The following is a 13,900-nucleotide window of genomic DNA, read 5'->3' on the forward strand; positions in this document are numbered from 1 at the left end:
GCAAATGTAACAGATTCCACCTAGTTGCCGAAATTATAACGCAAGGTAAAGCCAGCGTTAATGGTCGTCTGTGGAAAGGCTGTAGAGACCTTAAACTGTGAGAAAGAGTGATCGTAGAAGAATAAAGCGTTGAGGCTCTGGCTGAGAGCATAATCCGCTGTAAACTTCAAAGACCACAGCTGCTGACCCGAAGTAATCTGGTTGTTGTTGAGATCCAGGTTACGGATAATAGTGACGTTATCGCGCAAAGACATATCGGCCTTCAGGTTCAAGTCTCCCTTCAGTCGGGTCTTCTCTCCGGCGATATTGGTCACAAACTTGACGTCCTTGATGCGATAACCCAAGCCCAGGGTGAATTCGCGCCCATTGACCTCTGTGAGCAGATTGTTGTCAAAGCTCAAAGAAATGGCCCGATCGGTGCGCACTTCAGCCAATACGCTCAAAGAATTTTCCATTTCGAAGTCCAGGCGAATCAAGGGGTTAAACTGATCGGTCAAGACCACATTACTGATAATATCATCCGGACGAATATCTCCGGTTTCAGGATCAATTGGCGTATTGAGTTTTTCCAGGTTGGTTTGAAAAGAGTTAATGCTATAGGCAGAACGGTACCCGTGGGTCAGCGAGAAACGCTTAAAGTTCTTTTTAAACCACTTGTTGTTCATCAAACCGGTGTATTTGATGGTCCAGTTCGGGATCGGAACTTCGCGGAACGCATCCAGATTAACCGTTTCTGGAGATTCTCCCGTATAGGCCGCGATCAATGCAGGCAGGAGTACATCTTGATTTGATTTTCCATAGCGCTCTGGGAAACCATCGGCATCCACATTCCCGGTATTCTGGCCACGGCTATTGGCCAAACGTTGCGCAATGGTCAATCGGTAATCCTTAAACTCCTCAAAAGTCTGAGAATCGAACTCATCGCTCTTTCTGAAGACCGTCTTAATCATGTTATTCGTTATACTGAAGTTACCTCGCGTATTGGTCAAAAGGTCGTTGTATACCAATTCTCCATTTTCGTCTATCACTTCAAAATTCTCTTGCAGGTTGGAAGAAAACTGCCGATCTGCGACTAAGTCAATGGTAATCTCCGGCGTCGGCTGAGCGGTTGCCGATATATTCAGCGCGGTTGTTTTGTTCTGCAGGAACTGGGAGTTAAACCCGTCAAATTGCGTGAGATACCCGTTCCGGGCGGCAGCAAAGCGCACATCAGCTTGACTTCCGAAAACAAAGCCCAAAGAAGGTTTGGTCGTACCCAGGAATCCAACCGAGCGGGTGTAGCCGGGAAGTACCGTACCTCGGGTATTGGTATAGCTCAGCGTACCTCTCTTGACCATGGTCAGGATATCCACCAGGGTATTAAATGCTTTACTGGTTTTCTTAGGTGGTTTTTCATCCGTCGCCGGATTACCCGCTTTATCTAAACGGGGTTTGGAAGTAGGTTGTTCCGTACCGTCTCGTTTCTTCAGCCCAATTAAATCGTAAAGACTTTGGAAGGTGAAAGTCGTTGTTAAGTTGTGGGTACTGGAATTCTGAACCGTGTTGATGTTTTCTCCGGCCACTTCGAAAAGAGCATCTCCTCCACGCTGCCAATCAAAGTTGGAGGTGTAGGTATAGTCACCACTCATAAAGGACAAGAAGGGGAATTTGTCGTAGGGCAACTGGTAGTTGAGCTCCATTTGTTGAGAATGCCTATTAGCTTCTCCCACGTTAAAGAAACCATCCCAAAGATCCAGAGTCTGGTCGATACCCGAGTTAGGATCTCCTTCGGTATTGAAGTAATTCCGAACAATGTTGTTATTCGACGAAGTCAGGTTCAAGCGCATCGACTTCGAAATGCTGTAGTTCAAGGCATACTGCCAGTTGAACACATAGTTACGTTGCTGCAGTAAAGGCAGATCAAGCGCCTCCACCCCTGGTTCCAAAACATCGCGGAAGCGCTGCTGGTTAAAGGAACGGTTGTAGTTCGCATTGACTTGCAGGCTGGTCGGTAGCAAATTGAAATTGAGTTCTTTTAACCACTTCCAGTAGTCGCTGCGAAGAATCGAATCGTTCTTGGCAAAAGGAGCAATCGGTGCCGGGCGGAAAGAGTGGTTGTATACAACCCCCGTATTGACATTCTGATCGGTCAGGCTGGCGACTTCAAAGTCGCGGTGCTGGGTTTCGTTATAGGAGTAGTTGAACGTGAAGTTTTCGACATCAAAGAAATTGGCTTCGGCCTCTTCCCCTCTGTTCTTTCGGACCCCAATAAAATTAACACTGGTTCGGCGCGTATAATCCTCGGCTTGTTCCCGGATGGCTTCGGCTTCACCTTGGTTAGCGGCGGCTGCGATTCGGTCGTCCAAACGCAAATCATCATAGACCGGATCAAATTCTGGGGTGATCAAGGTTTCTGAAATACCGTAGTTAAACGGAATCTGTAGTCCCCACTTTTTCGGAAACAACTGCCCAACATTTACGTTGGTTACCACATCATAGGTCACCTGATCTTGGCGCGCTCTTTCGTTTGGGATTTGGTCTACACTACCAAAACCTGAAGTACTGGTATTCAAGGTCGCGGTTACACTGGCAAAATCCGCAATATTGGCGTCCAAAGAGGCGACCGCAGCCCAACCTCCTTTGTTGTCCAGACCTGCCAAGCGCAATTCGTTAAACCACACCTCTCCATCGGCTGGTAAATCCCCTTGGTTTTTGACTCCAACCATCATCGCTCGGATGCTTCCAAGAGACGGATTACCGCGCAGCCCTATACGGTTGCGGCCTGGGGTACGGGGTGCAAATTCATCCACCACCTGAATGTTGCCATCCACCACTTCATAAAATACGGTCTGACCCAGGGTTTGGTCGGCAATCCCAATGGATTTGATTTGATTCAAGTCCGCCAACGCCAGATTGATCTCGTTCACCGACGGCCAAATCGCTTCCGGAGAAGTACTCCCAAAAGAGGTGTACTCCAGCGGCAGTTCAACCTGGTAGTAGTTATCGGTGAAATCCGTTCCGATTCTTAAGAAACCAACCAGATTTTCTTCATCACTAGGGTCAATTCTTTCGGCGTGCATAAACATGCGAATGCGCTCGTACTGCCGCATATCGATGTTCAAGTTCTTAAAGACCCCTCGGGAATCTCGGGGTTCTAAATCATTCACCACAAAAGAGAGGGATTGCTCGTTCTGACGAATGATGGTGTTATTGTTGTTCAACTGCTCCCGTACAACCCCTGGAGGCAGTACATAAGGAATCGGTGTTCTTCCTGAGTTTTCTTCGATGTTTACCGTATTCACATCCGTTACCGTTCCGTCGTCATTCGGATTATCGTCAATACCGGGCTGAAGGGTGTTGGTGTAGCTTCGCCAATCACCGCGCACCAGATCCAAGGTTGCAAAACGCAAGACCACATCATTGGTAAAGCCCGTGAGGTACATCCGCATAAAACTCACCGATCTAAAATCGGTAATCCCGCCAACAGCGTCTGTAAAATCAGAAAGTGGAATCTTGTACTGAATCCAACGACGATTCAGTTGACTTCCGTTGGGCAGAGTCGGTGTTTGCCCTTCCCGAATATCCGTCACATATTGATCGGTGATCTGGGTATTGGGCTTGATCTGAATGCGGTATTCGTAATAGCTATTGACCGTATTCATGGTCAAATCGCGGTCAATATCTTCAACATCCGGCAGGGTGGTGCTTCCTCGATTTGTATTGGTGACCTCCACCGGCGAGTTTCCGTCTACGTTATTGAAGTCGAGGTAACGCTGCAAAATACCCCCTTCACGATTGAGGTAGTACTGGTAGTTATCCAGGGCAGGGTCAGGACCCGGGTTGTTGTATACGGCTGCTTCCTCCGTATCATTCAGCCCATCAAATCCAAGATCCTGCAAGCCCCGGTTTGCCGCATCAGCATCAAAGGCATAGACCAGGGATTGGGTGGCTGGAACCTTACCCCAGGTGGTGGTCGAGGTGAGATCAGATGAATTCACTCCGGGAAGTCCATTTTCGTATTGCTTGCGCCCGTCTTTCAGGATATCCTCCGAGATGTTCCCCAGGTTGATTACCAGTTCACCGGGGCCCGTTGCTTGGCCATCGACATAGGGATCGAGCACCCAGAACTGGACAAATTCCACATTGGATTGTTCGAAGTTGGTACTGCTAAGCGAACGCATGATCCCCGCCCATTTCTGGTTAGGGGCATCGGAATCGAAGTTGGGATTGTTGTTGTAAGGACCTTTCTGATTCGGATAATAGGCAATATCCAAAGTTCCCTGCACCGTGGTCTGCCCCTGAGCGATATCAATCGTCGGAAAGACCTCATCAATAAAGACCCGACGGGTGGTATTCAAAGAAAGATCGTTGTCAGAAATTCCACTAGGGCGCTGGTTGGTATAGAAGATCGGATCAATGGTATACCACGCCATCTTCGCACGACCAAAGCCAGACTGTAAATTGAGTGGATCGTCCGGAGAACTTCCCGGGAGTTGGTTCCCTGGAAAGAATTCCAGCGGCGGTGAAGCGAGAGTCCACCCTAAGGAAGACCGAATATCAATCAGGGCCTGAGCCCCTTCAAAGTCATCCAAGTAAGTGGTGGTTTCGCCATTAAAATCAGCATTCTTCGGTGAGTTCGGGCTCAAAAAGGCGAATTCCCCACGAAGGCTCAAATTCGACGGCTCATCCGTATCAATATTGGGCAGCTTGTTAACCAAACGGGTTAGGAAAGGAAGTTCTGTACTGAAGTTTCCGTTCATTCCAAAGACGGTATTGTTAACCGGCTCTACCCCAAAATTGGCCTTCTGGGTCAGGGGCCTCTCGTTCAGGTTGATCAGGGTACCTCCTAAAATAAAGTTGTCGTTAAACCGGTGCTCGACATTAATACCGGTAAAGCGACGGGTTTGCTGTCCGAATACGGCATTGTTTTCGACCGAAATATTAATCGGTGTATTACTCGCTTCCAAAGACGGATCGATCAGCTGCACGGTACCCGCTTCGTAATTCACGGTATAGTCAATTCCTTCTTGCAACTGTCGTCCACCGGCGGTTACCCGCACCGATCCGCGGGGAGGGTTGTAGGCACCAATTGGAATACCGCTACTGCCTTGGGATTTGTAGCGTCCTTTGATTTGGAAGCGGTTCTTCCCAGCATCCTGTAGCGAAGCCGCCTTGGTCTTGGCATACATATTTCGGAATACATACCTTTGCTGGTTGGGGTTGTATCCTTGGTCGTTCTCGACATCGTAGACCTCCCCAATATTTCCTCTCAAGAGTTCAAAGAGGTACTCCCCAAATGGCTCCACTTTGGTAAAGATGATGCGTCCGGTTTGCCCGTCAATCGTTATTCCCTGAACGTAATCAAAGAATCCATCTCCCCCATCCTGCACATCGTTGTAGATATTGAGGCGGTCAAAGTTAAAGACGTTAATCAGGATGCGGTCTTGCAAATCTGCAGGCCATCCGTTGGTTGCATCCACAGGGGTAATGTAGTTTCTCGGGCTGGGATCCGAATAAAGGATGTTCAGCTTAAAATCTTCCTGACTCAACTGAAAAGCTCCGGTTGAGTAAATATTTTTCATCATCAAGTCCCAGATCGGGTCATCCACATTGGTGATGTTGCTCTTAAGCATCTTGAGGATCAAGGTGTTGTTATCAATAATGGGCTCTGCACCAGGGGCTACCGAAGTGGCTTCAATACCCCCGTTCGCAAATTCACCCACCTGAAACACTTCGCCATTGAAGGTGTACTGAAAGGCCACCCCCAATACTTCGTCATTGCTCAAACGTTGGTTCAAAGAAATATACCCCAATTGGGAATCGAATTGGTAATCCCGTCCGACCTCCAGTTTACGGGCATTCTCCAAAATGGTGTAGTCAAAGCCTTGATTGGCCATATAACCCGGAATACTGATTCCGGCTTCCACCGTCGCAATATCACGTATGTTGTCATTCAAGACACTACTCCCCCCAATTTGGTGGGATCAAAATCGTTGGCGTCGTTTCGGGGCAATCCGCGGCTATCGGCTACATTAAAAAAGCCTGGTGGAGCTGCTCCTATTCGACCGATTCGGGTCTTCTCGAGCTCGGACTCCCCCAAATCCTGGATGGCCACCACATTGCGAACATTCAGGGTTTGCTGAGTTCTGTTGGTCACCCAAACCTCCAAACGGGTAATCTGCACCTCACTTTGAATAAAGGGGTACTTTTCGAGGGCTGCATCGTAATTGTCCCGGAAGTACTGGGCCAAGAAAAAGTGCTTGTCTTCATCATAGTCCAGGGCAGTCAAAGCAAAATCATTCACGGTTCCTCCTCCTTGCGCTACAACAGTATTGTTTTGGGATCTTTGCTCAGAAAAGACTCCGGTGATGGTGGTTTTACCGAACTGTAATTGGGTCTTGACACCAAAAAGACTTTGGGCGCCACTGATCAAGGTGCTGTTCAGAGGCAGGTTGACGTTACCAATTTCAATGGAACGAAGAATATCATCCTCCGTCGGGGTGTACTCTAACTTGATTAAGTTCTGGAAATCAAAGGTCGCCTCCGTATCATATTGGGCCGAAACCTGCAGTCGCTCTCCGACCTTCCCGAGCAAGCTCAAGCTGATGCGCTGATCAAAATCAAAAGAGAGGTTGGTCCGGTTTCGAGGCGAAAGCGCAGGGTTATCGTTCTTCTGCCAGATTAGCCCCAGATCCATAGCCACAGAACCCTGTGGTATCACCTCGATGGTGTTTCCGCCAAAAACCGATTCAAAAAAGCTGTTGTTGATGTAGAAGTTGGGTAACAGGTTTTTCGCGCCTCCTGCGTTCCTTCTTTTTTCCCGCTGAAGGCGTCAATTTTTTGCTTGAAATACTCCTTCATGGACTGCTCACGCACCAGATCAAAGTATTCTTTAGGAGAGAGAAACAGGGGGTAGTTGATATCGTATTTGCCTACCTTCTCCGTAAAGACATAGACATCGAGCTTGGGATCATAGGAATACTTGGCAACAATGCTTTTGGGATTCGCCAGTTTGATGCGACCAAGGGACACACCGGTTTTCACCGAATCTGTCGCTATAGAGTCCTGGGCGTACAACGAGGCGCTGCAACCCAGTGCAAAAAACAGAATTAGACATCTAAATAACACGCATTTAGATCCGTATCGTGGCCCTACTTCCAAACTACTTACAAATTTTTAAGGGCGTACTTGATCATTTCTTCTACACCCAACGAAGGTTGATCGGCCAATACCTTGTCTATGACCTTCTCTGCAGACCTTCGCGCAAATCCCAAAACTTCTAAAGCTGATAACGCTTCTTCTTTGGCGGTATTGCCTGAGGATTTTGAAAGTTCTTCACTGAACTCCAAGCTTAAAATTTTATCCTTCAAATCCAAGATAACTCTCTGGGCTGTTTTGGCTCCTATTCCCTTGACAGCCTGAATGGAAGCTGCATTTCCTCCCGATATAGCCTGCACCATTTCGGCTGGAGACATGGCCGACAATAAATTGCGGGCCGTACTTGTTCCGATTCCGGAAACACTCAGTAAAAGACGAAACACCTCTCGTTCCGACGGTTCGGCAAAACCGTACAAGGTGTGGGCGTCTTCTTTGATGTGTAAATGGGTATAAATGTGTTGCTGCTCTTCCCCACTCAACAGCCCATACGTATGGAGTGAAATATGCAGCATATAGCCTACCCCCGCTGCTTCAACAATGACATAAGCCGGGGTTTTTTCTATCATCCTTCCGGAGATGTGTGTAATCATTCTTTTTGTTTAGCTTTTTTGCGCTTTTCTCGTTCTTGCGCGTCGAGCACTGCGACAGCGGCCATATTCACCATTTCATCTACACTGGCGCCTAGCTGAAGGATGTGCACTGATTTGCGCAAACCGACAATCACCGGTCCAATGGAGGTGGTGTTGTTCAGCCCTTTGAGCAACTTGTAGTTGATATTGGCCGCATCGAGGTTGGGAAAGATTAGGACGTTTACTTTTTTACCCGCTAGTTTACTGAAGGGGAAATTACTGCGACAGAGTTCCTGATCCAGTGCAAAATCGGTTTGAATTTCGCCATCAACAATCAGCTTGGGGTCCTGTTCGTGGATTAGGCGAACCGCCTCGCGAACCTTAACCGCTGCCGGGTGATTGGAAGAACCGTAATTGGTGTAAGACAGCATCGCTACCACGGGTTCAAACCCAAAGGTTCGGGCCATATTTGCGGCCATCTGAGCGATTTCGGCTAACTCTTCCGCATTGGGGTCGATATTGATACTGGTATCCGCCAGGAACAAAGGACCTCGACTGGTGAGCATGACATTGACGGTCGCCGCACGAGTCACTCCTTTGGAACGGCCCAATACTTCAAATACGGGCTTGAGCACCTTCGGATAGGATCGGGAATAACCCGAAATCATACCGTCAGCCTCGCCTTCCAACAACATGGTAGCGCCAAAGTAATTGCGCTTCCCCATATTGACATGAGCACTGTATCGGGTCTCGCCTTTGCGGTGTCTTTGCTGCCACAATTTATCCGCGAAACGACGGCGCATGGAAGCGAACTCTGGCACCCGCGGATCGATGATCGGAACATCGGCGTCGAATTCCAACACCTTCATGTGCTCCTTGATTTTTTCTTGATTTCCGAGGAGAATCGGATAGGCTATTCCTTCCTCATATACGATTTGTGCTGCTTTAATTACTTCAAGCAGTTCAGCTTCAGCAAACACAATTCGCTTTGGATTCATCTTGGCACGGGTGTGCAAGGAACGGATGAATTTGCTATCGTTCCCGGAGCGCAAAAAGAGCTCCTCCTCGTATTTCTCCCAGTTTTCAATCGGTGCTCTGGCCACACCAGTTTCCATGGCTGCCTTAGCAACGGCCGGAGGAATTCGGGTAATCAGACGAGGATCAAAAGGTTTGGGTATAATGTACTCCCGTCCAAAGGTCAGACGAGTAATATCATAGGTGATGTTGACTTGTTCGGGAACAGGCTCCTTGGTCATTTCAGCCAAGGCCCGCACTGCAGCCATTTTCATTTCTTCATTAATCTTGGTGGAACGAACATCCAGTGCTCCTCTAAAAATAAAAGGGAAGCCCAGCACATTGTTCACCTGATTCGGGTGGTCCGAGCGCCCGGTCGCCATAATAATATCTGAACGGGTTTCACAGGCGAGCTCGTAGGGAATCTCAGGATCCGGATTCGCCATGGCGAACACAATCGGATTGGGGGCCATACTGACGAGCATCTGAGGACTTACAATACCGGCAATGGACAGACCAATAAAAACATCCGCGTCCTTCATCGCCTCCTCCAGAGAATCGATTTTGCGATGGGTGGCAAACTCCGCCTTTTCGGTACTGAGGTTCTCACGGTCTTTGCGAATTACCCCCTTGCTGTCTAGCATGACCAAATTCTCGCCTTTCAGCCCAAAGGCTTTGTACAAGCGGGCACAGGAAACCGCAGCAGCCCCTGCTCCACTCACTACAACCTTGACTTCCTCGATTTTCTTTTCGGCCAGCTCCAAGGCGTTTAGCAGTGCCGCGGCAGAGATAATGGCCGTACCGTGCTGGTCATCGTGCATCACAGGGATGTCCAACTCTTCCTTGAGTCGCCTTTCGATTTCAAAAGCCTCGGGAGCTTTAATATCTTCCAGGTTAATTCCCCCAAAAGTGGGCGCAATGATCTTAACTGTCTCTATGAATTTTTCGACATCCGTGGTATCGAGTTCCACATCAATCCCATCGATATCCGCAAAAATTTTAAACAGCAAGCATTTCCCTTCCATAACCGGCTTGGAAGCTTCGGGCCCAATATTCCCAAGACCCAGTACTGCGGTGCCATTCGATATTACAGCCACTGTATTTCCTTTGGCGGTGTAGCGATAGACCTCTTCCGGGTTCTTCTCGATTTCCAAACAAGGCTCTGCTACTCCTGGAGAATAGGCCAAAGCCAGATCTCTTTGAGTCTCATAGGGTTTAGTCGGAACGATCTTGATTTTTCCTGGCTGCGGTTTTGCGTGATAAACCAGGGCTTCACGGCGCTGTTTTTCTTTGCTCATGACCTGCTAGATTGGGGTAAAGGTAAGGGTAATCCCCCTGATCCCCGAAACCCCTTTTTCAAAAAAAAGGCAGGGAGCAAAATGGGTTACCCCAAAAGTTTCTGATACTTGGGATTGTTCTGCTCATCATAAGATCACTGCACCGTCTGTTGATCCTTGGGCAAATTCAAGCGCAAGGCCAAGATCGCAGCAATACTAAAGAACACCCCCGCAAACAAAATGGCATTGGTGGCGTCGTTATCTAAATAGTTTTTGATAATCGGACCAAAGCTTACCGTCTGAATGAGCATAGGAATAACAATCATCATATTGACAATTCCCATATAGACCCCTCGGCGTTCTTCCGGAATAACTTTAGAGACCATGGCGTATGGAATACCCATCATCGCCGCCCATCCAATTCCAAATAAAATCATTGGAGCCAACAGAAGCCATTTATCGGTAATGAAAGGCATACTCAACATGGCAATGGCCGAAAGGAAAAGACAGACCACATAAACCAATTTTGACCCAATTCTTGAAGCCAAAGGCACCAAGGCCAAGGCCACAAGCATGGTCACAAAATTGTAGGTACCGTTCATTAAACCAGCATGTCCTAAAGCCTGTTCAGCCAAGGATTGGATATTCTCAGCAAAAGACTGGTCTGCCGAATTGATCTCGTTACCTGCCTTAAAAGATTCCATAATCCCATTGAACCGATCGTTATCCTCATTCGAAATCCCATACAAACTGGTTCTTAACATGGGCGGCAAAAACTGCCAGTAGATAAAAAGGGCATACCACTGGAACAAATAGACAGCAGCCAGCTTCCATAAAAAACCAGGCATAACCCCTATCGCCTCAGCTGCTTCCAATAAGGGATCCAAGGTGGCTCCCAATCGCTTAAGGGTCTTATTGGTTTTGTTCTTCTTAATCAACTTGTACAAAATGTATAGCCAGAAGAACGCATAGATCAATACGACAATGACTCCAAGGTTGATATTGTCCCAAAGCTGAGGGTAAACTTCCGCAGTAATATAACCTAGCACAAGAGGCACTGAGAAAATCACCAAAAGAACACTGAGGATCTGCACCATTGGCGAAGGTGTATCGGCATTGTGTTCTTGAATCTCTTTTAGCTCTTCCTCCGATGGTGGTATTTCAGGCGTTTTCCAGACCGACCACAAAATCGTTCCTATAGACGCCAAGGCTCCCAAAAAGAAAGAATAGTAGACCCAGGTGGGAATAGACGAAACACTTTCTTCCGTCCCACTAAAAAGTCCTCCCCCCTCAACAGGCGTACTGAACCAATGCTGAAAAGCAAAAAGAGAAAGGTTGGCGAGGGTAATCCCGGCTCCTACAAAAAGACTCTGCATTTGGTACCCATAGGTCAACTGATCGTCCGGCAGTTTATCACCTACAAAAGCACGATAGGGTTCCATGGCCGTATTGTTTCCAGCATCCAAAATCCAGAGCAATCCTACAGCAAACCACAATTCAGGACTGAAAGGAAAGGCGAATAAACACAAACTAGCCAGAATCGCTCCAATCAGGAAAAAGGGCTTTCGGCGACCTCCCCATTTCGGAGACCAGGTCTTATCCGAAATCGCACCAATGATGGGCTGAATCAATAAACCCGTGACCGGGCCCGCCAGATTCAGTAAAGGTAATTCGTCGTGATGCGCTCCAAGGAAAGAAAAAATAGGACTAACAGCAGTCTGTTGCAGACCAAAACTAAATTGGATTCCGAAGAATCCAACGTTCATATTCCAGATTTGCCAAAAATTCAATCTGGGTTTAACCAATTTTGCCATATAGTTAGTTTGTCAAGTGCCTTTCAGTAAAAGACAATCGCCTCTCAAGATAGTATTTTTCGCCAAGGAAAAACCAATGAGCTCACCAAAATCTAACACGAAAGGAATGGCTAATCCCCCTATTCCAAAAACGTAATGTTTCGGTTGAGGCCAGAGAACTTCGTCCTTTTTACCGCTGACTTTTTGAAGACCTTGCGAAAAACTTCTTCTGTAATTTCCTCCCAATCCCTTTTGGTCATAGACAAAAGTTCAGGATGCGGATTAAACCGAGGCTCTGCATGTGGACTGGAAAAACGATTCCACGGGCATACGTCCTGGCAGACATCACAACCAAACATCCAATCATCAAACTGACCACTCATGGCCGAAGGCAGCTCGTCTTTCAGCTCAATGGTGAAATAAGAAATACACTTGCTTCCATCGACCTGATAAGGCGCGATAATCGCCTGTGTGGGACAGGCGTCTATACAAGCGGTGCAACTGCCACAGTGATCCGTAACTGGCGTGTCGTAGACCAAGGGCAGATCCACAATCAATTCAGCGATAAAATAAAAGGAGCCGACCTTCTGTGACAAAAGGTTGCTGTGCTTTCCGATCCAGCCCAGTCCACTTTTGGCTGCCCAGGCCTTGTCCAGCACAGGAGCAGAGTCCACGAACCCCCTTCCGTCCACTTCCCCGATATGATCGCGAATAAAGGCCAGGAGTTCTTTGAGTTTATCCCGGATAACAAAGTGATAGTCTTCCCCGTAGGCGTATTTCGAGATTTTATAAGACTCCTCATTCTGTTGTTCATCGGGGTAATAATTCAGCAGCAGAGAAATAACCGACTGTGCTCCGGGCACCAACAAGCGGGGATCAAGGCGCTTGTCAAAGTGGTTTTCCATATAGTGCATTTGCCCGTGCATGCCCTGCTTAAGCCACTGCTCCAATCGAGGCGCCTCTTCCTCCAAAAAATCCGCCTTAGAAACACCACAAGACAAAAAACCGAGGCGCTGGGCTTCGGTCTTGATCATTTCGGTGTGTTTCTCTCTAAGGCTTTGTTGAATCATAAAGTCTAGGATTCCGTAAAGAGGTTCTTCTGGTCCCCCGGAGAACTAATCCCCAGGTGCTCATACGCTCTTTGGGTAGCTTCTCTTCCTCGAGGGGTACGAACCAAAAAGCCCTGTTGGATCAAAAAGGGCTCATAGACCTCCTCCAGGGTTTCTGCACTTTCTGATACCGCCGTAGCCAAAGTGGTTATTCCTACCGGGCCTCCTTTGAATTTTTCGATAATGGTCGAAAGGATTTTATTGTCCATCTCATCCAAACCGTGAGCGTCTACATTGAGGGCCTTGAGCGCAATGCGTGAAATATCGAGATCGATGGATCCATTCCCCTTGATTTGGGCAAAATCCCGAACCCTTCGCAACAAGGCATTGGAGATACGAGGTGTACCCCGGCTCCGCCCGGCAATTTCGATAGCAGCCTCATTGGTGATAGGTACTCCTAGAATTTCTGCACTTCGTTGAACGATGGTCGACAGAAGCTCGGTATCGTAATACTGTAAACGGCTTTGGATACCGAATCGAGCTCGCATCGGGGCCGTTAGCAATCCTGATCGTGTGGTGGCACCAATCAACGTAAAAGGCGCTAGGCTAATTTGAACGGAACGGGCATTCGGCCCGGTTTCCAGCATAATATCGATGCGGTAATCCTCCATAGCCGAATAGAGGTATTCTTCGACCACAGGACTCAAGCGGTGGATTTCGTCAATAAAAAGGACGTCGCGTTCGTCCAGGTTCGTCAAAAGACCCGCTAAGTCGCCCGGTTTATCCAGTACCGGACCAGAGGTGACTTTGATCCCAACGCCCAGCTCGTTGGCCAGAATATGGGCCAGCGTCGTTTTACCTAACCCTGGAGGGCCATGAAACAGGGTGTGGTCCAAAGCTTCAGAACGCAGATTGGCTGCCTGCACGAAAATCTGAAGATTTTCAAGCACCTGCTCTTGCCCGGTAAAGTCGTCGAAGCTGAGGGGCCGAAGCGCTCTCTCTATATCGAGCTCTTCCCGGCTAAAGTGCTCCCCATTCGCATCCAAATGTTCGTTCATAGA

General features: G+C 48.1%; 5 protein-coding genes and 1 pseudogene. All 6 read right to left on the bottom strand.

Features of this window, described 5'->3' with window-relative positions; all coding sequences use genetic code 11:
• Positions 1 to 20: 20 nt before the first annotated feature.
• Positions 21 to 7,140, bottom strand: a pseudogene (sov, locus tag BST99_RS08970) (T9SS outer membrane translocon Sov/SprA).
• A 5-nt stretch (positions 7,141 to 7,145) separates the two neighbouring features.
• Entirely contained in the window at positions 7,146 to 7,727 is a 582-nt protein-coding gene (ruvA, locus tag BST99_RS08975) for a Holliday junction branch migration protein RuvA (RefSeq protein WP_105001503.1), read from the bottom strand.
• Positions 7,724 to 10,018, bottom strand: a complete 2,295-nt coding sequence (locus BST99_RS08980; RefSeq protein ID WP_105001504.1) for an NADP-dependent malic enzyme — start codon at positions 10,016 to 10,018, stop codon at positions 7,724 to 7,726. Before BST99_RS08980 ends, ruvA begins: the two co-directional genes overlap by 4 nt.
• Positions 10,019 to 10,152: 134 nt before the next feature.
• The gene (locus BST99_RS14650) at positions 10,153 to 11,763 is read right to left on the bottom strand and encodes an MFS transporter (protein ID WP_105002478.1); all 1,611 of its coding nucleotides are present in this window, start codon (positions 11,761 to 11,763) and stop codon (positions 10,153 to 10,155) included.
• A 167-nt stretch (positions 11,764 to 11,930) separates the two neighbouring features.
• The gene (gene queG / locus BST99_RS08990) at positions 11,931 to 12,860 is read right to left on the bottom strand and encodes a tRNA epoxyqueuosine(34) reductase QueG (protein WP_105001505.1); all 930 of its coding nucleotides are present in this window, start codon (positions 12,858 to 12,860) and stop codon (positions 11,931 to 11,933) included.
• Between the two features lie 5 nt (positions 12,861 to 12,865).
• Positions 12,866 to 13,897, bottom strand: a complete 1,032-nt coding sequence (gene ruvB, locus BST99_RS08995; protein WP_105001506.1) for a Holliday junction branch migration DNA helicase RuvB — start codon at positions 13,895 to 13,897, stop codon at positions 12,866 to 12,868.
• Between the last annotated feature and the right edge of the window lie 3 nt (positions 13,898 to 13,900).

Source organism: Aureicoccus marinus (assembly GCF_002954325.1).
In the GTDB taxonomy this organism is placed as follows: domain Bacteria; phylum Bacteroidota; class Bacteroidia; order Flavobacteriales; family Flavobacteriaceae; genus Aureicoccus; species Aureicoccus marinus.

Excerpts from the sequence above, each read along its gene's own strand:
- ruvA (WP_105001503.1), bottom strand. The coding sequence starts at position 7,727 with ATGATTACACACATCTCCGGAAGGATGATAGAAAAAACCCCGGCTTAT.
- BST99_RS08980 (WP_105001504.1), bottom strand. The coding sequence starts at position 10,018 with ATGAGCAAAGAAAAACAGCGCCGTGAAGCCCTGGTTTATCACGCAAAA.
- BST99_RS14650 (WP_105002478.1), bottom strand. The coding sequence starts at position 11,763 with ATGAACGTTGGATTCTTCGGAATCCAATTTAGTTTTGGTCTGCAACAG.
- queG (WP_105001505.1), bottom strand. The coding sequence starts at position 12,860 with ATGATTCAACAAAGCCTTAGAGAGAAACACACCGAAATGATCAAGACC.
- ruvB (WP_105001506.1), bottom strand. The coding sequence starts at position 13,897 with ATGAACGAACATTTGGATGCGAATGGGGAGCACTTTAGCCGGGAAGAG.